At 72.3% G+C, this 21,712-nt stretch carries 12 protein-coding genes; 10 read left to right on the top strand and 2 right to left on the bottom strand.

The window, feature by feature from the left end; all coding sequences use genetic code 11:
* The first annotated feature begins 46 nt into the window (after positions 1-46).
* Positions 47-1,354, top strand: coding sequence for a VCBS repeat-containing protein (locus CcI49_RS30355; RefSeq protein ID WP_076832170.1), 1,308 nt, complete (start codon positions 47-49; stop codon positions 1,352-1,354).
* Between the two features lie 78 nt (positions 1,355-1,432).
* Here CcI49_RS30355 and CcI49_RS30350 read toward each other — a convergent pair whose 3' ends face one another.
* Positions 1,433-2,317: a universal stress protein gene (locus CcI49_RS30350; protein ID WP_054568281.1), complete on the bottom strand. Its 885-nt coding sequence runs from the start codon at positions 2,315-2,317 to the stop codon at positions 1,433-1,435.
* A gap of 914 nt (positions 2,318-3,231) precedes the next feature.
* Here CcI49_RS30350 and CcI49_RS40025 point away from each other — a divergent pair.
* The 8 genes from CcI49_RS40025 (at position 3,232) to CcI49_RS30305 (ending at position 18,129) form a co-directional block, all read left to right on the top strand.
* Complete coding sequence (locus tag CcI49_RS40025; RefSeq protein WP_158230838.1) at positions 3,232-4,251, top strand: ATP-binding protein; 1,020 nt, start codon at positions 3,232-3,234, stop codon at positions 4,249-4,251.
* Positions 4,252-4,257: 6 nt separating this feature from the next.
* The gene (locus tag CcI49_RS30335) at positions 4,258-5,007 is read left to right on the top strand and encodes a response regulator (RefSeq protein ID WP_054568278.1); all 750 of its coding nucleotides are present in this window, start codon (positions 4,258-4,260) and stop codon (positions 5,005-5,007) included.
* Between the two features lie 51 nt (positions 5,008-5,058).
* Entirely contained in the window at positions 5,059-6,399 is a 1,341-nt protein-coding gene (locus tag CcI49_RS30330) for a beta-ketoacyl synthase N-terminal-like domain-containing protein (protein ID WP_116437544.1), read from the top strand.
* A gap of 159 nt (positions 6,400-6,558) precedes the next feature.
* Positions 6,559-13,497, top strand: a complete 6,939-nt coding sequence (locus CcI49_RS30325) for a type I polyketide synthase (protein WP_347280151.1) — start codon at positions 6,559-6,561, stop codon at positions 13,495-13,497.
* A 204-nt stretch (positions 13,498-13,701) separates the two neighbouring features.
* Entirely contained in the window at positions 13,702-14,361 is a 660-nt protein-coding gene (locus CcI49_RS30320) for an enoyl-CoA hydratase-related protein (protein WP_054568277.1), read from the top strand.
* 229 nt (positions 14,362-14,590) lie between these two features.
* Positions 14,591-16,237, top strand: a complete 1,647-nt coding sequence (locus tag CcI49_RS30315) for a GntR family transcriptional regulator (RefSeq protein ID WP_076832158.1) — start codon at positions 14,591-14,593, stop codon at positions 16,235-16,237.
* Between the two features lie 183 nt (positions 16,238-16,420).
* Complete coding sequence (locus CcI49_RS30310; protein WP_054568275.1) at positions 16,421-16,609, top strand: ferredoxin; 189 nt, start codon at positions 16,421-16,423, stop codon at positions 16,607-16,609.
* A gap of 332 nt (positions 16,610-16,941) precedes the next feature.
* Complete coding sequence (locus CcI49_RS30305) at positions 16,942-18,129, top strand: cytochrome P450 (protein ID WP_076832189.1); 1,188 nt, start codon at positions 16,942-16,944, stop codon at positions 18,127-18,129.
* Here CcI49_RS30305 and CcI49_RS30300 read toward each other — a convergent pair.
* Positions 18,119-19,204, bottom strand: coding sequence for an LLM class F420-dependent oxidoreductase (locus tag CcI49_RS30300; protein WP_054568274.1), 1,086 nt, complete (start codon positions 19,202-19,204; stop codon positions 18,119-18,121). The two genes, CcI49_RS30305 and CcI49_RS30300, sit on opposite strands and share 11 nt — an antisense overlap.
* Positions 19,205-19,807: 603 nt before the next feature.
* Between CcI49_RS30300 and CcI49_RS30295 the strand changes: the two genes are divergently transcribed.
* Positions 19,808-21,475, top strand: coding sequence for a pyridoxal-dependent decarboxylase (locus CcI49_RS30295; RefSeq protein WP_198955678.1), 1,668 nt, complete (start codon positions 19,808-19,810; stop codon positions 21,473-21,475).
* Positions 21,476-21,712 lie beyond the last annotated feature (237 nt).

Raw genomic sequence — 21,712 nt, 5'->3', positions numbered from 1 at the left:
TGGGGCTGTCTGGGGCCCGCCGGCACAGGTAGGGATGCGGGGACGGATGAGACTGTGGTCCGCGGGCCGGCGATCCGCCGCCGGGCTGGTCATGACGGCGACGCTCGCGGCGCCGGTCGGTGCCGCCCCGCCGGCCCAGGCAGCCCCGGCTGCCCCGTCCGCGCCTTCCGGAGGCGCGCCGCACAGCGGGCTGTTCGCGCTGCCGGAGTACTACCTCAGCGGGCACGGGCCGGTGTCGGTCGCCGCGGGGGACCTCACCGGTGACGGCCGGCAGAGCCTCGCCGCCGTCAACATCGCCGACGGCACGGTGTCGGTGCTGCTGGGCCGTGGGGACGGGACCTTCGGCCCGCCGGTGCCCTACCCGGCCGGGTCGGGTCCGTCCGATGTGTCGATCGAGGATCTGCGGGGCATCGGCGTTCTCGATGTGATCGTCGCTGATTCGTCCAGCGGCCTGGTGTCGGTGCTGCTGGGAAACGGGGACGGAACCCTCGGCCTGCCGGTGCCCTACCCGGCCGGGCCCGGCCCGTCCTCGCTGTCGGTGGACGATTTCAACGGCGACAGCGTTCCTGACGTGGCCGTCGCGGACCAGTACAGCGGCACGGTGTCGGTGCTGCTGGGCCGGGGCGACGGGACCTTCGGCCCACCGGTGCCGCAGCTGGCCGGGTCGGCGCCGTCGTCGTTGGATTCCGGTGACTTCAACGGGGATGGGATCATCGACATCGCCGTCGTGAACCTCGGCGACGCCGCCGTGTCAGTGCTGCTGGGCAACGGTGACGGCACCTTGCAGCCACCGCGGCCGTACCTCACCGGCCCGGGCCCGACGGACCTGGCGGCGGCCGTCCTGCGTGACGCGGGCGACGACCAGGGCGACGACGAGGGCAGGGGCGGCGCAGGCAGAGGCAAGGTCAGCGGCGGCGACGCCGGCAACCTGGATCTGATCGTCGCCAATGCCGGTGACGGCACGGTGTCGGTGCTGCTGGGAAACGGTGACGGTACGTTCCAGCCGGCGCGGCCGTACCTGTCCGGCCCGGGGCCGTCGGCGGTGGACACGGGTGACTTCTCGGGCGACGGCATCGCCGATGTGGCGGTCGGCAACGCCTCGGACTCGACGCTGTCGATCCTGCTCGGCAACGGCGACGGCACCCTCGGACCACCGCTGCTCCACCTCGCCGGCCCGGGCCCGTCCACGGTGGAGGTGGACGACCTTCGCGGTGACGGCCATTCCGATGTGATCGTCGCCAACGGGCGTGGCAGCACGGTGACGGTGCTGCTGGGGACCGTGGCCGCAGGCACCGCGGGCGGCGGGGGTGGGGGCGGAGGCGGAGCTGCCGGCGACGCCCGGGACTCCTGTTAGGGCGTCACCGGCAGGGTGTGCATCCGGCATGGTGTGCATCCGGCCGGGGGCGCCTCGGACAGGGCGCCTCCGCCCGTCTCAGGCGTGGATGACCGCCACCGGGCAGGCCGCGTGCAGCACGCACTGGTGCGCGGTGGAGCCGAGTACCAGCTCGGCGAACCCGCCGCGCCCCCGCGTACCGACGACCAGCAGCTGGGCCTGCTCGGCGGCCTGCAGGAGCGCGTGTGACGCGGAGTCGTCGACGGCCTCCAGGCTGACCTGGACGGCGCTCTCGTCATCGAGATCGGCCGTCGCCACGTCTTTGAGCAGCTGCTCGGACCCGGTGCGCAGCGATGGGTAGAAATCGGGCACGGGCACGCCGAAGGTCGTGACGTCGATGCGGTAGCCGTTCACGAGGTGCAGGGCGACACCCCGCTCCTGCGCCCGCGCGGCGGCCCAGCGCACCGCCGCCTGGGACGGCTCGGAGCCGTCGACGCCGACGATGATCGGCCTGCGGTCGGGTGCGTTACCGGTGTCCGGCGGTGTGCCGCGGACCACGACGACGGGGCCGGACGAATGATGCAGGAGCCGGTGGGCGACGGAGCCGGCCAGGATGCGGTGGACCAGCCCGGCGCCGCGCTGCCCGACCACGGTCATCTCGGCGTTCTTGGCCGCCGAGACGAGGGCTTCCACCGGGTCCTGGTTCACGACGAGCTTTCGCACCTCGACCGGGGGGACCGGGGCGGGTATCCGGGCGATCGTCCGCTCGAGCTGCTCGGCGGCCGCCTCGGTGAGAGCTTGGTGGTTCGCCGCGACCGCGGCCTCGTAGACAGACCGGGGCAGACCGTCGGCGGTCCACCCCAGCAGTGCGGTGACCGGCCGCTTCTCGATCTGGGCCGTCTCGTAGGCCCAGCGCAGTGCGGCCGCCGAACCATCGGAGCCGTCGATGCCGACCAGGATCTCGCGGCGGTGTTCGGTGCTCACCGTGGTCCTCCTCCATCCATCCTGCGGGCGCTGCCCCATCCGGCGTGCCTGCCCTATCCGGCGTGCGCTGCGCACCTGTCCGGGTGGGCCGGAAGGTGCTGGTGCCAGCCTGCGACCTGGGGGCGTGCTGGGGAAACCGACGAAGGGTGATCGCGGCGGCGGTCCTTCGGCCCCCGCGCCCAGTCCTTCGGCCTACGGGGCTGACGGCCCTGGCTGCGCTGCGATAAACCGGCCTTGCCGCTTTGTCGGTGGCGTTTTTTCGGTGTCGTGCGGGGCGGTGGACCGTGCGGGATGCGTGTGCATTCATGGTGAGCGCCCGTGCGTGACGAGTCCGGGCTGTCGGGCCTGTGGTGTACGGAGGCGTACGTACTGCCGCGCCTTCTTCGGATTCGCGGCTAATCGGACCTCTCGTGACGGCGCGGCTGTGTTCTCTCGACGGCTACCTCGCGCCAAGGATTGACTGCCGGGGCGGTTGTCGGTAGATGTGTGTGGCGGCGGTGGTCGGCTACGGCGGTTTTCCTTGTGATCGTCGGTGCGTGGCCGTGTCGCGACCGGGTCCGGAGCTGCGTTTGTGATCATTTCCCGGTCGTTTCTGTGGTTGTGGATCAGGTTTTCCGGGGCGCCCTGGTCGGATTTTGGTTCGGACCCTGTCACCTTGGGGAAATGGCGCTGGCCGTGGTTGGCCGGTGGCGCCCACGTTCACTCGCGGCTATCGGTCCAGATCCTCACGCGTCTTCCCGGGCTGCTCGGCCGGCCGTCGACGGGTGATGGTGCCGCGGCTGCTCCGGTGTCTGCCGTCGTCCACCATGTGCTGTTGGGGGAGGCAAATGCTTGAGAACAGGCGCTGGTGCGGGCTGAGCGGTGGCCTGCCGAGAGCCGAGGCGAGTCGATGGTGTGAATTCCGAGATGCGGTCGTGAGTATCGCCCCGGACGGGATTCTGATCGTCGATGGGGTGGATCATATAGCCGTGATAAATAATGAAGCAGGTCGTCTGCTCGGTCTACCGCCGAACATCGAGGGCCGCCAGGTCGACGAGCTGGAACCTGACCCTGAAGTCGCACGGGTGCTCGGTTTCCGGCACCGGCTGGGTGCGGAGGTAATGCCGGTCGGGGGTCGCCTTCTGGCAGTCGAGTGGCGTCTGAGCGCGCCAGGGTGCCTCGGCGAGAGACCGGCGGGAACACTCCACCCGGGCGGCGAGGGGCTCAGGGTCGCCACGCTGCGGGACGTCACTGACACGCACACGCTTTCCTGCCGGCTGGACGTCGCCCTGGGGCTGGTGGCGGAGCTGCGCGCGCAGCTGCATGAGGCGGCGAACAGGCTGCACACGGTCGTCACTCTCGTGCAGCTCGAGCGATACGTGCAGGCTGTCGATCTCGCGTTCGCCGCGGCCGGCAGTGTGGTCGTCCAGCGGGAGGCCGAGCGGGTGGTGCTGGCGATCGACGAACCCGTGCTCTCGGCCCTGCTGGTGAGCAAACTGGCCGAGGCCCGTGACCGGGGAGTCGACCTGCGCATCACCGAGGACACCCGCTACGAGGCGTTCGACATCGACCCGGTCGACCTGGTGACCCTGGTGGGGAACCTCGTGGACAACGCGATGGACGCCGTGCTGGGCACGGGCCATGCCGTCGGGGAACCGGCAGCGTCGCGGCAGGTCGACCTCACCATCCGCGCGGATGCCACCGGCCTGCTGATCCGGGTGGCGGACAGCGGCCCGGGCCTTGATCCCGACACCGTCGCCGACGCCTTCGGTGCGGGCTGGACGACCAAGCCGGCCCGAGCCGTCGGGGCGCTGCGCCGTGGGCTCGGGCTCGCGCTGGTCCGGCAGATCGTGACCAGACACGGCGGCCAGGTACACGTCGGCCGGGAACGGGGCGCCGTCTTCACGGTGAGCCTGGCCGCGCCCGGTGGTGCGCCTGCCCCGCCGGGCGGGTAGACGGCGATGGCGCGGCCGCCTATCCGCACGCTGATCGTCGAGGACGATCCGCTCGTCGCGGGTGCCTACAGCGCCTACATCGGGAGGATCCGGGGTTTCGTGGTGAGCGGTGTGGCGCACACCGGTGCGGGCTCGCTGTGGGAGGCGACCGGTGGTCGGCATGACCTCGTCCTGCTCGACCTGAGCCTTCCCGACATCAGCGGTCTGGAGGTGTGCCGGGTCCTGCGCTCGCGTGGCGCGAACCCCGACATCATCGCGGTCACCGCGGCCCGGGACGTCGCGACCGTCCGCGCGGCGGTGTCACTCGGCGTTCTGCTTTACCTCGTCAAGCCGTTCGGCTTCGCCGCGTTCCGAGCCCGGCTCGAACGGTACGCGGCTTTCCGGAGCCACTTCGATGCCGCCGCCACCGCACGCCTGAGCCAGCACGAGGTGGACACCGCGCTGGCCGTGCTCCGGTCCCACAGCACCCCCGGTGCGGAACTGCCCAAAGGCCTCTCCGTGACGACCCTGAACACGGTCGTCGACTATCTCGGGGAGGCGGCGGCACCGGTCTCGGCCGACCAGGCCGCCGGGCTGCTCGGGCTGTCCCGCGTCACGGCACGCCGTTACCTGGAATGGCTGGCCGGGCAGCGGATGGTTGTTCGCACCCAGCGATATGGCCGGCCCGGGCGGCCGGAACACCTCTATCAGTGGCGGGGGCGCACCCGTCATCCCGTCGGTGACCAGTATGACCTAAACCGCGACAGATTCCGGTGACCACGGAAAGGTGGCCGAGACGAGAGCCACGGCGCGATGTGGATGGTTCGAATGGCTGAAGCAGGTGTGCGACGTCCAGAACGCGGTGCGCGGGACGTCCTGGTCACCGGAATGGGTTTCTGCCTCCCCGGAGGAACGGCGGCGGCGCCGCTGTTCACTGCGGAGGAGATCTGGGATGTCGCCGCGAACGGACGCTCCTGCATCGTGAGCGGCGGCATCTATCATGGCCGGGTCGATCTGACCGAGGCGATGTTCGACGAACGGTTTCCGGAGCTTCCCTCGCTCTACACGTCCGGGCTGACCCGCGCCCACCGGTTCGGGCTGGTCTCCTTTGCCGAGGCGTGTGCGGACGGAAAACTCGACTTCCGGGCCGGTGACCTGACCGAGGCTGCGGTGCTCGTCGGCCGGGGAGGGCTCGACGACAATATCGATCCCTATATCGCCCTGCGGGACGCCGAACCCGAACAGATGGCGGCGACGGCGGCGACGGCGCTGTTCATCCGTGCTCAGCTCGGGATCACGTCGTATGACGTGACCTTGCTGCAGGCGTCACTGGCGCGTTCCACCGGGCCGAGCTTCACCGTCTCCTGCGGCTGCTCGTCCTCCACAGTCCAGCTGGGGATCGCACTTCGCATGATTGCGACCGGTGAGGTGGACGTCGCCGTGGTGACCGGCGTCGACGCCTTCAGCATGGACATCATGCGCAACGCGCAGCGCCTCCTTTTCGCGGCGAAGCGCGGCGGGCCACAACCAGGTGCGGACACGCTGCCCGAGACCCTGCCGTCGATGGACCGACCGATGCGGCCTTACGACGTCCGGGCCGACTGCGTCAACTTCGGTGAGGGCTCGGTGACGGTGGTGCTGGAAAGCCGTCAGCATGCCGAGCAGCGCGGCGCCCACATCTACGGGCAACTGCTCGCGCAGGCGACGACCCGGGACGGCCTGGCCAGCCCGCTGTCCCTGGACGACTCCGGCGCCGCCCTGGTCGCCGCGGTGCGCAGCTGCCTGGGGGACCGCTGGAGCGTCGACCAGATTCCGTACGTCAACGGGGGCAGCGACGGCGACATGAACGTCACCATGACCGAGTCGAATGCCATCCGGGAGCTGTACGGACCGGCGGTTCCCGCCGTTCTGCTGAGTTCCCAGGAGGCGTGTTTCGGGCACAGCGGGGCGCAGTCGGGAAACCTGGGCCTGGCGCTGACCCTGCTCATGATGGAGAAGAGCCAGGTATGCCCCACGGCCAACTGTGAGCAGCCCGTCGACTTCCTGAGCTTCGACCCGATTCCGGGCACCCGGCCCCGCCCGCTGGACTTCGACCACGCGCTCAGCTTCACCTATCAGATAGGCGGCCTGAAGAGCGTCGTCCTGATGAGTTCCGCCGACGCCTGCTGACGGGGGGTGGCAGCGATGACGACAACTGTGCGGAACCACCGGGAGTACATGCCGGACACCGACCGCGCCGGTGGCCTGGACACCGACCGGGCCGGTGGCCTGGACACCGACCGGGCCAGCGGCCTGGACAGCGACCGGACCGCCATCGCGGTGATCGGAATGGGGTGCCGGCTGCCGGGCGGGGCGGATTCCCCGGCGGCGTTGTGGCGGCTGCTGGCGCAGGGGCGCGACGCCGTCGGTGAGCCGCCCGCGGACCGGTGGGCGCGCCACGCCTTCGCCGACCCGGTCCTGACCGCGGCGGGCAGGAAGGTACCCCGCCAGGGCGGCTATCTCGACGACGTCGCCGGCTTCGATGCCGGCTTCTTCGGCGTCTCCGAGCGGGAGGCGGCCGTCCTGGACCCACAGCACCGGCTGCTGCTGGAGGTCGCCTGGGAAGCCCTCGACCACGCGGGCCGGCCCGCGGACACCCTCGGCTCGAGCCCGACCGGCGTGTTCACCGGCCTCAGCTACACCGACTACATGGACCACCTCGCCGGACATCCGCGGGAACTGGAGGGATCCGTGCTCACGAACGGGATCTCCGTCGCGGGCGGCCGGATCTCCTACCTGCTGGGGCTGCGCGGTCCCAACATCTCGATCGACACGGCCTGCTCGTCGTCGCTGGTCGCGGTGCACCTCGCCTGCCAGAGCCTGCGATCCGAGGAGTGCGACGTCGCGCTCGCCGGCGGCGTGGCCCTGATGCTCTGGCCCCGGGTCACGAAGTCCTTCGTCCGGATGGGAATGCTGTCGCCGACCGCCCGCTGCCACACCTTCGACGCCGCCGCCGACGGGTTCGTCCGGGGCGAGGGCTGCGGACTCGTGGTCCTGCGGCGGCTGGCCGACGCGCGCCGTGACGGTGACCGGGTGCTGGCCGTGATCCGTGGCTCCGCGGTCAACCAGGACGGCCGGACCGACGGCCTGACCGCTCCGTCCGCCGAGGCCCAGTACGAGGTCGCCAACGCGGCCCTGCGCCGCGCCGGGGTCGAGCCCGCCGACGTCGGCTACGTGGAGGCCCACGGGACGGGAACTCCGGTCGGCGACCCCATCGAGTTCTCGGCGCTCGCGCGGGCGTACGGCGCCGCCGGCCAGCCGTGTGCCCTCGGCTCGGTCAAGACGAACCTCGGCCATCTGGAGCCCGCGGCCGGTGTCGCCGGGCTCATCAAGGCGGTGCTGTGCCTGCAGCACGGGCATATTCCACCCAACCTGCACTTCACCCGGTGGAACCCGGCGATCGACGCGACCCGGTCGCGGTTCTTCGTCCCGACCGAGCTCGCCGCCTGGCCGAACACGGCGCCCAGGCGGCTGGCCGCGGTGTCATCGTTCGGCTTCTCCGGCACGAACGCGCATGTGGTGCTCGAACAGGCACCTGAGCCCGACCTCGGGACCGCCCTCGGGACGGGCGCGCCCGGCAGTTCCTCCAGCCTCGGCAGTCCTGCCAGGCGCGGTAGTTCCGCCAGGCTCGGACGTTCCTCCGGACCCGAGGTCGTCCTGGTCGGCGCCGGGTCGGTGGCGGCGCTGCCCGCGGCCGCGACCCGGCTCGCGTCCTGGCTGGCGGACGGCGACCACAGCGTGGCCGGTGACCGCAGTGCGACCGGCGACCGCGGCGTGACCGGCGGGCACCGTGTGACCGGTGTCTACAGCGTGACAGGTGACTACAGCGTGACCGGCGACCACAGCGTGACCGGCGGATTCGACGACCTGCACGACGTCGCCTACACGCTGGCCCGTCGACGCTCGCGCGGGCACGGCAGGCTCGCGGTGGTCACCGGTGACCGTGCGGAGCTGATCCGCGATCTGCGCGCCTGGGCGGCCGGAGGAGTGTCACCATCCGTCGTGTCCGGTGCCGTCGGCGCCGGGGTGCGCAGGCAGACCGTCTGGGTGTTCTCCGGTCAGGGCTCGCAGTGGGCGGGCATGGGCGCCGACCTGCTCGACACCGAACCGGCGTTCGCCGCGGCCCTTGCCGAGGTCGAGCCCCTGATCGCCGCCGAGGCCGGGTTCTCCGTGCTGGCGGCGCTACGCCGCGCGGAGCCACTCACCGGCTGTGGCCGGATACAGCCGGTTCTCTTCGCGATGCAGGTCGGGCTCGCCGCGCTGTGGCGTGCCCACGGTGTCGAGCCCGCCGCGGTCATCGGCCACTCGATGGGCGAGGTGGCGGCCGCGGTCGTCGCGGGCGCGCTGGCCCTCGCCGAGGGCGTCCAGGTCATCTGCCGGCGCTCCCAGCTGCTCACCCGGGTCGCGGGCAGCGGGGCGATGGCCACCGTCGGCCTTGACCGGGAACAGGCCGAGGCGGAGATCGTGGCGGCCGGCGCCGGTGGCGACGTCGACGTCGCGGTGCTGGCGGCCCCCGGATCCACCGTGGTCTCCGGCGCGACGGCGGCGATCGGGGATCTGGTCGCGGCCTGGAACGCCCGCGGCATCCCGGCGCATCCGATCGCGGTGGACGTCGCCTCCCACTCGCCGCAGGTCGACCCGCTGCTCGGGGACCTCGGGGCGGCCCTGAGCGAGGTGCGCCCGGCCGTGCCACGGGTGGTCTTCTACACGACGGTGCTGGACGACCCGCGCGAGGTTCCGGCGTTCGACGCCGCCTACTGGTGCGACAACCTGCGCCGGACCGTGCGGCTGCGGGACGCGGTCGCCGCCGCCGCGGCGGACGGTCACCGGGTGTTCGTCGAGATCTCCCCGCATCCGGTGGTCGCGCGGTCGGTCGGTGACATCCTGTCCGGCGGCTCCCGCGAACCGACCGTGCTGCCGACGCTGCGGCGGGACGAGGACGGCCAGCTCGTGTTCCGCACGCAGCTGGCCGCGGCGTACTGCGTGGGGGTGCCCGTCGACTGGTCGTCGCTCTACCCGGATGGGGAGCTGGTGGACGTCCCGCCGCTCACCTTCGACCGTGCGCCGCACTGGGTGGAAGGCAGGCCGGACGAAGATCTGGGCGCTGGCGTCGGTGCTGGTGCCGGCGTCGGTTCTCACTCCGCCTCCGGTGCCGGTGTGGGTGGTGGCGCGGGGCGGGAGCCGGGGGCGGGCGCTGTGCCCACGACAGACGGTGTTCCGCTTCCGGGTACCCGGCTGGAGCTCCCCGGGGGGCAGCCGCGTCACCTGTGGCGAGGAGTCGCCGGGACCGCGGCCCTTCCGTGGCTGGCCGACCACCGCGTACACCGGCGCGCGGTGCTGCCCGGGGCCGCCTTCTGCGCGCTCGCGCTGACGGCGGCCTGCGATCTGTTCGAAGCCGGCCCCGCCGACGTCGAGATCACCGACGTCACCTTCCTGCAGCTGCTTGATCTCGACAGCCACACGGAGATCACCACCACCGCCGCCACCGGGTCCGGCCAGACATCCTGTGAGATCCACTCACGGGGACCCGGCGGCGCCTGGACCCGCCACATGACCGCCAACCTGCGTCACGGCCGTGCGCCGGGCCCGCCGCCGACCGATTCCCCGCTGGCGGCGCTCGCGACCGCGCACCCGAAGCCCGTCGGGCCCACCCGCCTGTACGACCGGCTCCGCGAGCGGGGCATCGAGTACGGCGACGCCTTCACGGCGCTCACCGAACTCCACGTCGCCCCGGACAACCGGAGTGTCTGGGGCGCGATCGCGATGCCGCCGATGGCGGACGCCGCCGATCACGGCCTGCGGATCCACCCCGTCCTGCTCGACGCCGCGCTGCAGGCGCTGACGGGCTGCGTGCCCGGGCTCCTCGACGGGACGGGGGCCAGGCGGCTCATTCTCCCGGTGCGGGTGGCGAGCCTGCGGGTTCTCGGGGATCCGGCGGCAGCCCGGTACTGCCACGGATGGATCGAGCAGGCCACCGCCGAGTCCTTCGTCGGCGGGCTGCGCGTTCTCGACGCGACAGGTGCGCCGGTCGTGTCCGCGACGGGGATCCGCTTCCTGGAGCAGGTCGTTCCCGGTGGCGGCACCTCGGCGGCCTCTGCCTCGGCCTCGGCCTCGGCCGAAACGGAAGCGGAAACCGAAGCCGGGGAATGGCTGTACACGCTGGCCTGGGAGCCGTCCGTGCCGGCAGCGCTGCCTTCTGGGCCGGCAGCGCTGCCCGGGCCGCTGGCGTCGGCACCGCCGCCGTCGCCAGCGGCAGCGGCTCCAGCTGCTGCTTCAGCTCCAGCTCCCGCGCCCGTACCGGCACCGGCCGGGCGGTGGGGGCTCCTGGGCAGCGTCGCGAGCTCCGCCGCCGCCCTGCATGACGCCCTGCTGGCGGCTGGTGCTCAGGTGGACCTCGAGGACCTGCCGGTTCCGCCCGCGGGGCCTGGTCTCCCGGGCCTGACAGGTGCCGACAACTTCGGGAGCCGGGACAGTGAGGGCCGGGACAGTGGGAGCCGGGGCAGCGGAGGCCGGGACGAGGCCGCCCGCGAGCACCCTGCCGACGAGCACCCGGACGACGAGCACCACGCCCGGGTGCTCGTCGTCCTCGACGATGTGGTGCCCGCGGGCTCCCCGGCGACGTCCGGGCCGGTCGGTACGCGGGACGCCGCGCTCGGTATCCCGCGCCAGGGCTCGATCACGGTCGCCGGGCCGGCCGAGGCCGAGCGGGTCACCGGCGTGCTGCTGCAGGTCGTCCAGTCCCTGACGGCGCGGACCGGTCCGGCGCCGAGGCTCTACGTGCTGACCCGCGGCGCGCACGCCCCGGCCGCGGACACCGCACCGGACCTCGATCACGGCGGTGTGCACGGGCTGATCCGCGTGATCGCCCTCGAGCACCCCGAACTGCGGGTCGTCCACATCGACGCCGATCCCGGGGCACGGTCCCCCCGGGGCGCCGGGCCCGCCCAGGCCGCGGACACGGCGACGATCGTCCGGGAGCTGCTCGCGGACAGCCCGGATGACGAGGTCGCGCTGCGGGCCGGTGTCCGCTTCGTCGCCCGCGTGGTTCCCGCTCCGGTGACCGACGTCGAACGGCGGGCCGCCGGCCACCGGGTGGCGACGTACGGCCGGGACCGGTTCGTGCTGCGCCCGCCGGGCAACGGAGATCTGGACCAGCTGCGGATCGTCCGCTCCGAGCCGGCGCCCCCCGGACCGGGCCAGGTGGAGATCCGGGTCCAGGCCGCCGGCCTGAACTTCAGGGATGTGCTCATCGCCCTGGGCGCGCTGCCCGCCACTGCGGTCGGCTTCGAATGCGCGGGTGTGGTCACCGCGGTCGGGCCCGGCGTCGACCAGCCGCGCCCCGGCGACACCGTGATGGCGGTCAACCTCGACGGTGGGGGCGCGTTCGGCTCGTTCCTGACCACCCAGGCCGCCCACACCATCCCCATCCCGGACGGGTACGACCCGCCGACCGCCGCGGGGATGCCCATCGCCTACCTCACGGCCTGGCACGCGCTGCACGACGTAGCGCGGCTGCGGCGCGGTGAGAGCGTCCTGATCCATGCCGGCACCGGCGGCACGGGCCTCGCCGCCATCGCGGTCGCCCGTGGCATCGGGGCCGAGGTACTCGCCACCGCCGGCACGCCGGAGAAGCGTGCCTACCTGCGCGGAATGGGGATCCGCCAGGTCATGGACTCACGTTCGGTCGAGTTCGCCGAGCAGACCCGGGCGGCGACCGGCGGCCGGGGCGTGGACGTCGTCCTCAACTCCCTGGCCGGGCCGGCGATCCGGGCGGGCCTGGACTGCCTGGCGCCGCACGGCCGCTTCGTGGAGCTCGGGCTGCGCGACATCCTCGCGGACGCCCCGCTGGGCCTGCTGCCGTTCCGGCGGAACATCACCTTCGCCAGCGTGAACATGATGGAGCTGTGCCGGCACCAGCCGGAGCGTTTCACCCGGCTGGTTCAGGCGGTCGGCGCGGCCCTGGCCGCCGGTGCCCTGCACCCGCTGCCGGTCACGACCTTCCCGCTGGAGGCGGCGACGGACGGCTTCCGGCTCATGGCCGGCGCGGGCCACATCGGCAAGATCGTTTTCGCGGTGCCCGCCAGCGGGCAGACCACGGTCGCCCTTCCGGGCGGCCCGCCGTCGCCGGTCCGCGCCGACGGCTCCTACATCGTCACCGGCGGGCTCGGCGGTGTCGGTCTGGAGACCGCGGCCTGGCTGGTGGCCCAGGGCGCCCGCCGGGTCATCCTCAACGGGCGGTCCGCCCCGACGAAGCAGGTCGCCGGCCGCCTGGAGCATCTGGGGCGGCTGGCACCGTGGGACGACGCGGTGCGGGTGGTGCTCGGCGACGTCGCCGGCCCCGGAGTCGCCGAGCGGCTCGTCGCCGCCGCCACCGCGGACGGCGGGCGGCTGCGCGGAGTCGTGCACGCCGCGATGGTGCTCGACGACGCGGCGCTGACCACGGCGACCGCCGACCAGCTACGCCGCGTCTGGCGTCCGAAGGTGAGCGGCGCCTGGCGCCTGCACGAGGCGACCGGTGGGGAACGCCTCGACTGGTTCGTCCTGTACTCGTCGATGTCGTCGCTGCTCGGCAATCCCGGCCAGGCGGTGTACGCCGCGGCGAACTCCTGGCTGGACAGCTTCGCGGACTGGCGCAACGCCCAGGGGCTGCCGACGCACGCGGTCAACTGGGGGCCCTGGGACGAGGTCGGGGCCGCGACGGACTTCGCCGGCCGCGGCTACGCCACGATCCCGACCGCGACCGGGCTCGCCGCGCTGCGGACCGTGCTGGTCCACGGCCGACGGCACACCGGTGTGCTCCCCGGGGCCCCCGGAAGCTGGGTGCCGTCCGCGGGGCGCTCCCTGCCGCTGTTCAGCCGCCTGGTCGGCGCACCGCCCGGAGCGCCCGCGTCGGCGTCGGCACCGGGGAACACGCCGGCCGGGCCGCGGGACGTCCTGGGTGAGCTGCGCACGACCCCACCCGGTGCCCCGCGGCGCGGGGCGTTCGAGACCTACCTCACCGATCACATCCGGGCCGTGCTGCGGCTGGGTTCGAAGATCCTCGACCCGGACGTCCCGCTGCGCTCGCTCGGGTTCGACTCGCTGCTCGCGCTCGAGCTGCGCTCCCGCCTCGAACCGGACCTGGGCATCACCCTGCCGGGGAACTTCATCTGGAAGTACAACACGCTGGCGACGCTGGCCGCGGGCCTCGCCGAGCACGCGGACCTGCCGCTCGACGGGGCCGGCTGACGGGAGGCTGGCGGCGGGCGGCGCCGGAACGGAGGCCGCGGGCAGCGGCGTCGCCAGGTATGGCCGAGCGTGGCCGGGTGCTCGTGAGCGGCACTATCCAGCACTCTTGTGCAACGGCACTGTGGGGCCGAACGGGCTGGGGGGTGTCTCGGCCTGGCTCCGCCGCTCTGACGATCTCCCCGCACGGAAGGCCGAGGACCGCACATGCCCACTCTGGAGCGCCACGGCGACGTCGCCGTTCTCGATCTCGGCGATGGGGAGAACCGGTTCCATCCCGACTGGATCAGCTCCGTCAACGCCGCCCTGGACGAGCTGGAGAAGGCCGACGGGCCCCGGGCGCTCGTGACCACCGCGACGGGCCGGTTCTACTCGAACGGCCTTGATCTGGACTGGCTGTTCGCGCACGCCGAGCAACACCAGGACTACGTCGACTCCGTGCACCGGCTCCTCGCGCGGATGCTGACCCTGCCCCTGGTCACGGTCGCCGCGCTGCAGGGCCACGTGTTCGCCGCCGGCGCGATGTTCTCGCTGGCGCACGACTTCCGGGTGATGCGCGCCGACCGTGGCTTCTGGTGCCTGCCCGAGGCCGACATCCACATTCCGTTCACCGAGGGCATGTCCGCGCTCATCCAGTCCCGGCTGACGCCGCAGACGGCGCACGAGGCGATGGTCACCGCCCGCCGCTACGGCGGGACGGCCGCGGCCACGGCCGGCATCGTCGACCAGGCAGTGGACGAGGACGCGGTGCGGTCGACGGCCGTCGAGATCGCCGAGGCACAGGCCGGCAAGGCCGGGGACACCCTGGGCACGATCAAGGCCCGCATGTACGCGGCCGTGGTGGCCGCGCTGCATGGCCACGGCTGAGTGCCGGTCCGCGGCTGAACGCCGGCCCAGAGTCCAGCCCCGGCCCAGAGTCCAGCCCCGGTCCAGGTCCCAGCGCCGGTCCGGGGCTTGGCGCTGGCCGGGAACCGCTTGCCGGCGGGCATGGTTCCAAGCTTCCGCAGCGCGTCACGGGGCGTGGGAGGATGCGGGAGGCTTAGGAGAAACGGATGCTGGTCTTGGTTTCAGCGTCGCTGACGGGCGGCGAGCGTTCTTGACGGACGAAGCGGGCGTGGCCAGCGGCCACGACGAGCGAGCAGCCGTTTTCCGGGTGTCGGCCCGTCGGCCACCCCTCAAGATCGCGCAGATCCTCGCGGCGGACCTGCGTCGCCAGATCCTCGGCGGCGAGCTCGTCGTGGACCAGCAGCTACCGCGCGAGGCCGAGCTCACCGCGGCCTTCGAGGTGTCCCGGGAGACGCTGCGCGAAGCACTGCGGATCCTGGAGTCGCAGTCGCTGCTGGAGGTCCGGCGCGGGCGGGGTGGTGGCGCGGTCATCCGCCGGCCCGGCCTGGCCGCGGTCAGCCGGTACGTGGCGCTCCTGCTGCAGCTGCGGCGCACGACGCTGGCCCACCTTGAAGAGGCCCGCCTGGTCATCGAGCCGCACGCCGCCGAGCAGCTGGCGCTGCGCTGCGGGCAGGAAGGGCTCGACCACGTCGCGGCGCTGCACGAGAACACCCGAGCGGCCGAAGGCGATCCACTCGCCTTCGCCACCGCGGTCGCGGCGTTCGACCAGGCCGTCACCGACCTGGCGGGCAACCGTTCGATCGCGGTGTTCACCGGCGTGCTGCGCGACATCTACGCAGGTCAGGTCTACGCCGTGGTCGGTACCCCCGACCTGGCGTCGGCCGAGCGGGCGGCCCGCCGCGTCGTCGCCAGCCAGGGCGAGCTGCTGCGGGCCGTGCGTGCTCGCGACGGTGCCCGCGCCAGCCAGGCCTGGAGCGACTATCTGGTCAGCACCAGCAGACTCCAGGTGAGCCGCAGCCGCAGCCGGCAGGTGATCGACGTCGTCCCGCTGTGGCGGGCCCAAAGCGGCTCGGTGGGCAGCGGCGGCTCGGCGAGCAGCGGCGGCTCGGTGGGCAGCGGCGGCTCGGTGGGCAGCGGGCCACCGCAGCGGATGGCCATGGCCGTCGCGACCGAGATCAGGGCGCGGATCGCCGAGGGCCGTCTCGCCGACGGTGCCCGGCTGTCCTCGCTGGCCGACCTCGCCAAGGAGTTCGGCATCTCCCGTCCCACGCTGCGGGAGGCGTTGCGCATCCTGGAGACCGAGTGCCTGATCGAGCTGCGGACGGGGGACCGTTCCGGCCCGCGGATCCGCCATCCCTCGACGAAGGTCGCGGCCCAGCTGGCGGGAACGGCGCTGGAGGCCCGGCAGACGACGCTCGCCGACTTCTTCCGCGCGATGACGGTCATCGAGCCGGCGATGATGGAGCTCGCCGCGTCGAGGATCGACCAGGAGTCACTGGCCACGCTGTGCACCCTGCGGGACGAGCTGGGCAGCTGCACCCGGGACATGCCCCGGTTCGCCGACATCTGGGGCCGGGGCAGCGCGCTCGCCTTCACCGCGACCGGCAATCCCGCGCTCACCGTGATCGCGGAGATCCTCCAGTGGGTGCGCCTCGGCACCGGGGCGGCGCTCACCACCGGGGTTGACGAGGTCTGGGTGGCSACCGCGCAGGACAACGTCCGGCTGTTCGAGGAGGTGGTCGCGGCGCTGGTGGCGGGCGACCCGGCCCGGAGCCGCGCGGCCTGGGCCGCGTGTCTGGAGACCAACGCGCCGTTCATCGAATCGTCCGAGCTGGCGCGGCGCCGGATGACCAGCGAGCCCTTTCCGTCGCCGGCTGCGACTGGCGTCGTCCGGTGACCGTGCGGCGTGAGACGCAGCGGGCTCGGTTGAGCCCTTCCCGTCGGCGGCTCCGACCGGTGGTGTCGCGTGACAGTGCACTGTGAGATGGAGAAGCTCAGTTGGTTCGACTGACCCACGCGGTGTGCCGGCCCACGCCATGGGCCGGCTGGGTAACGACATAACGAGATGGGAGATACAGCCATGAAGGTGTCGATCGATCACGACCTCTGCCAGGGGCACGCCCGCTGTTGGGATATCTGCCCCGAGGTGTTCGAGCTTGACGAGCAGGGCCACGGCTTAGTGGCGGTGCCGGAGGTTCCCCCGGCTCATGAGGCCAAGGCTCGCGAGGCTGCGGAGAACTGCCCGGAGCGCGCGATCACGGTCAGCTGACCGTCTCAGCTGACTTCTCTGCCGGGCGGCGCCGGGTGACTCCTGTATCCCGGACCGCCCGGCGGCCGGTCACCCCGGACCGCCCGGCGGCCGGTCAGGCCGGTCAGGCCGGTGTTGCGCCGGCTGGCTGGCCCAGATGCCCAATCAGGCGACCGGCGGTCGCATTTGGTTGCTCGTCGAGTGGTGTACGCGTCAATCTGCTAGGAGAGGTTGACGAATCAGCGCGCAGGCGCATGTCCGCATCCGACGGGTGCGGGAGTGGCTGACGCAGCGACCGGACTGGCTGTCCGCTCGGGCTGGAAGGCGCGGGCATGGCGAGGGAAGGGCTGACCGTGACGGACGACCTGTACTGKGACCCGTTTGACAAGATCGTCGATGTCGACCCCTACCCCGTGTGGCGGCGGATGCGGGACGAGGCCCCGGTCTACCGCAACGACAAGCTGGACTTCTACGCCCTCTCGCGGCACTMCGACGTCGACGAGGCCCACGTCGATCCCGCGACCTACAGCTCGGCGCACGGCACGGTCCTCGAGCTCATGGGGCCGGAGCCGCTGAGCACCGGACAGATCATCTTCATGGACCCGCCAGCGCACACCCTGCTGCGCGCGCTGGTCTCCCGTGCGTTCACCCCACGGCGGGTCGCTGCCCTGGAAAGCCACATTCGCCAGCTCTGTGCGGAGCTTCTCGACCGGCAGGTCGGCGGCGGTGGGTTCGACTACGTGCAGGACTTCGCCGCACAGCTGCCTTCAATGGTGATCTCCCAGCTGATCGGGGTCAACCCGGAGGACCGGGAGGAGATCCGGCGGACCATCGACCAGACCTTCCACATCGAGGACGGCAAGGGGATGATCAACGACATCTCCTTCGCCGCCCAGATCAAGCTGCACACCTACTTCTCCGAGCAGATCGAGGCCCGGCGCCGCGAGCCGCGCGACGACATGATGACCGGCCTCGCCCAGGCCGAGATCACCACGGCGGAGGGGACCCGTCGGCTGACCACCGCGGAGGCGACCGACTTCACCAACCTCCTCGTCGCCGCCGGGACGGAGACCGTCGCCCGGCTGCTCGGCTGGGCCTGCGACCTGCTGGAGTCGCATCCCGACCAGCGCGCCGACCTCGCCGCCGACCCGTCCGGACTGGCGAACGCCGTGGAGGAGACGCTGCGCTACGAGGCACCGTCGCCGGTGCAGGGCCGCACAACCACCCGGGACGTCGTCCTGCACGGCATCGAGATTCCGGCCCGGTCGCGGATCCTGCTCCTCACCGCCTCGGCGGGCCGGGACGAACGCAAGTACCCCGACGCCGACCGCTACGACGTCCGGCGCCGCTTCGACAGCCATGTCTCGTTCGGCCACGGTCCGCACTTCTGCCTGGGCGCCGCGCTGGCCCGGATGGAGGGGCGGATCGCGCTGGAGGAGACGCTGCGCCGCTTCCCGAACTGGGAGGTCGACCGGGACCGCGCGGTGCGCCTGCACACCAGCACGGTGCGCGGCTACGAGAAGCTGCCCGTCATCGTCTGACCGCCGCCTCGCGGGCGGCTTCGGGCTCGGCTGCGGCTTCGGGCGCCGGGCCGGGTGCGGGGGAGTAGGGCGTGACGGCGCGGATCGCGTGGAGCGTCTCCCGCACCCGCTCCGGGCCGAAGGATGCCGGTGGCGTGAAGGCCACCCTGGTCACCAGGCCGCCCAGACGTTCGGCCAGCCGGCGGGGAAGCTCCTCGGGCGTGGTCACCAGGCCGAACGCGTCGACGACCTGGTCGTCGATCAGCCCGGCCATCTCCACCCATCGGTTCTGCTTCGAAAGCACGGTGAGCTCGGTACCGAGGTCACCCCAGCCGTGCAGCTCCAGCAACGGCCGGTAGGCCGGCGTCGACCCGTAGAAGGCGATCTGGGAGCGCATTCTCTGCACGCCCTCGGTTATCTCCTGGTCGGTTCCGGTCGCCACGAAGCCGCCCGCGACGATCTCGAACCCGTCGAGTGTGCGGCCGGTGAGCTGGCGGCCCCGCTCCAGCGCCGGAATCGTGTGCTCGCGGATCCACCGCGGGCTGGTGAACCAGTGGCACAGAAATCCGTCCGCCACTTCACCGGCGACCTGGGTCATGGCATCCCCGACCCCGGCCAGGAAAACCGGCGGCGGCCCGAACGGGTGCGCCGGTGACACGAAGGCCGGCGGCATCAGCGTGTGCCGGTAGTACTCACCTTCGAACCTGAGCGGAGTGCCGTCGGCCCAGCTCGACCAGATCGCCCGCATAGCCAGGACGAATTCCCGCATCTGCGGCGCGGGCCGCCCCCAGGGCATGGAGAAGCGCCGGGTGATGTGCGCCCGCACCTGCGAGCCGAGGCCAAGCCGCAGCCGCCCGCCGGAAAAGCGGTGCAGATCGTTCGCGGTATAGGCGAGTGACATTGGAGAACGCGCCAGGGCGACCGTGATCGACGTTCCCAGCTCCACCCTGGACGTCGTCTGGGCGGCGAGGGTGAGCGGCAGAAAAGGGTCCTGGTTGACCTCGCCGGCCCAGATTCCGTCATAGCCCGCGTCCTCGGCGGAGCCGGCCCGCGCCACGGCGTCCGCCAGCCCACCGAGAGTGCCGTCGACCTTCACTCGCCGCCCCCTTCAACGCCGCCACGACACATCCTCAACCTGCCGCCGACGCAGGTCAGAGCATCCGGCGGCCCGTCGGTGCCTGGCGGTCGCCCGGAGCCGACGGTGGAGAAGACGGTGGAGAAAACGTAACAGCCGGCCCAGCCCGGGGCATCCGACCGGCCCAGCGCGCGGGGTTCGTGAACCGGTCACCGACGGCTTCGGTTGCGGCGGCCGTCGACCTGTGGTCGTCGGAGTGGAGATCTCATCGTGGAACGGTGCAGGGCCACGCAACAAAGCCCGTTCCGGGACAACACTTCTTCACTTCCGCGCGGCGTGTCGAGGGTGGCCTCCGTGTTCGGTATGTTGGCGGCTGAACGCGGTGGGAGCCGGCTCGGAGCCGGCGATCACCAAGCCCTCATCGTGGAGGTTTCGCATGAAGCGCGCAGGTCTGATCGTCGCGATCCTCGCCCTTGTCGGTGGCGGATTCCTGGTGCGGCGCCAGCGCGGCAGGTAAACGCCCGCCGGCGGGGACTCGCGCCGGGCCCACCGCTTGATCTCTTCGGCATGACGCGGGCGGCACCTAGACTCCGCCGGGTGCGCCAGCCCGATTCCTCTTCCCCGATGTTCGAAGCACTCACTCCTGGCCTCGAACAGGCGGTTGTGGATCTCGCGCGGACGCGGATGAGCCTCGACCCGGTACCCCTGGACGGGAGCGCCACACCCACCGAACTGGCGGAACGGGCCGGGCCGACGGTTACCCCGGACGGCATCGGCGGGCTGGCGGCGCTGCGGGTGTTTGACGAGGTTTTGTCCCGGGCCTGCATTTCGGCTGACCATCCGCGCAATCTCGCCTTCATCCCCGCCGCGCCGACGCGCGCTTCGATTCTGTTCGATCTGGTGGTCGGCGCCTCGTCCATCTACGGCGGGAGCTGGCTGGAAGGCGCCGGAGCGGTCCACGCCGAGAACGAGGCGCTGCGCTGGCTGTCCGAACTGGTCGGATTTCCGGCGGAGGCGGGCGGCGCGTTCGTGCAGGGCGGCACCATCGGCAACCTCTCGGCGCTGGTGGCCGCGCGGCACGCGGCGCGGGCCCGGCGCGCCGCCCGGGGCCTGCCCGCGCCGGCCCGCTGGTCGATTCTGTTCGATCTGGTGGTCGGCGCCTCGTCCATCTACGGCGGGAGCTGGCTGGAAGGCGCCGGAGCGGTCCACGCCGAGAACGAGGCGCTGCGCTGGCTGTCCGAACTGGTCGGATTTCCGGCGGAGGCGGGCGGCGCGTTCGTGCAGGGCGGCACCATCGGCAACCTCTCGGCGCTGGTGGCCGCGCGGCACGCGGCGCGGGCCCGGCGCGCCGCCCGGGGCCTGCCCGCGCCGGCCCGCTGGAGCTTCCTGTGCGGATCCGAGGCGCACTCGTCCCTGCGGCAGGCCGCCGAGGTGATGGATGTCGACGCGGTCTTCGTCGCGGCCGACGACGACGGACGGCTGACCGGCCAGGCGGTCGCGGCGGCCCTCGGTGCCCTGGGCACCCGGGGCCCGGGCCCGCCTGGCAGCCGGGGCGCAGCAACCGGGACCGGCGGCGACTCCGGGGTGTTCGCCGTCGTCGCCACCGCGGGCAGCACCCAGTTCGGCGTCGTCGACGACATCCGCGGAATCGTCGACGCTGCCCGTCCACACGACCTGTGGGTGCATGTGGACGGCGCCTACGGCCTCGCGGGCGTCGCCGCCCCCTCGACCCGCCATCTCTTCGACGGCGTCGGCGACGCCGACTCGTTCATCGTCGACCCGCACAAATGGCTGTTCGCTCCGTTCGACGCGTGCGCGCTGGTCTACCGCGACCCGGCCGCGGCGCGGGCCGCCCACGCCCAACAGGCGGGCTACCTGGAGGTCCTCGACCGCGACAGCCCGTGGAACCCGTCCGACTACCAGATCGGGCTCTCCCGGCGGGTACGCGGCCTGCCGTTCTGGTTCTCCCTGGCCGCCTACGGCACCCGTGCCTACAGCCGGGCCGTGGAGGGCTGCCTCGCGACCGCCCGGGCGGCGGCGGACCGCATCCGGGAGCTGCCCTATGTGGAGCTGGTGCGCGAGCCGGAGCTTTCGGTCGTCGTGCTGCGCCGGCTGGGATGGTCCGCGGAGGACTACCACCGCTGGACGACGTGGCTGCTCGGCAGCGGGCTGGGCTTCGTCACCCCCACCGTCCACAACGAGGAGACCGTGACCCGCTTCGCGATCGTCAATCCCCGCACGACGCCGGACGACATCGACCGGATTCTCGCGACGATGTCCGACGGCCGATGAAAGCCACCGGTCGGTGGCTCCCGCACGTGTGGCCGATCCCGAGCTTCAGGCAGCCGCCTGCCGCCGAACAAGATCTGAGAAATCCGGTCGCCAGGATGACGAAAATCCTTGGATCTTCGGGAGGGTAGGCGCGATAACAGGTGAATCCGGGTCACCGACCAGACGGGCCGGGCCTCCGGACCGTATGTCCGGAAGCCCGGCCCTGGTTTCTCGCCGGTTATTACCTCAGGCGGTTTT

This window comes from Frankia sp. CcI49, assembly GCF_001983215.1.
In the GTDB taxonomy this organism is placed as follows: Bacteria; Actinomycetota; Actinomycetes; order Frankiales; family Frankiaceae; genus Parafrankia; species Parafrankia irregularis.
Note: the sequence above shows the minus strand (reverse complement) of the source record. Positions and strands in the feature narration are given on the sequence as shown.

What these genes read in the sequence shown, in the direction of transcription:
- CcI49_RS30355 (WP_076832170.1), top strand. Translation starts at nt 47, where the DNA reads ATGAGACTGTGGTCCGCGGGCCGGCGATCCGCCGCCGGGCTGGTCATG.
- CcI49_RS30335 (WP_054568278.1), top strand. Translation starts at nt 4,258, where the DNA reads ATGGCGCGGCCGCCTATCCGCACGCTGATCGTCGAGGACGATCCGCTC.
- CcI49_RS30330 (WP_116437544.1), top strand. Translation starts at nt 5,059, where the DNA reads ATGGCTGAAGCAGGTGTGCGACGTCCAGAACGCGGTGCGCGGGACGTC.
- CcI49_RS30325 (WP_347280151.1), top strand. Translation starts at nt 6,559, where the DNA reads ATGGGGTGCCGGCTGCCGGGCGGGGCGGATTCCCCGGCGGCGTTGTGG.
- CcI49_RS30320 (WP_054568277.1), top strand. Translation starts at nt 13,702, where the DNA reads ATGCCCACTCTGGAGCGCCACGGCGACGTCGCCGTTCTCGATCTCGGC.
- CcI49_RS30310 (WP_054568275.1), top strand. Translation starts at nt 16,421, where the DNA reads ATGAAGGTGTCGATCGATCACGACCTCTGCCAGGGGCACGCCCGCTGT.
- CcI49_RS30295 (WP_198955678.1), top strand. Translation starts at nt 19,808, where the DNA reads ATGTTCGAAGCACTCACTCCTGGCCTCGAACAGGCGGTTGTGGATCTC.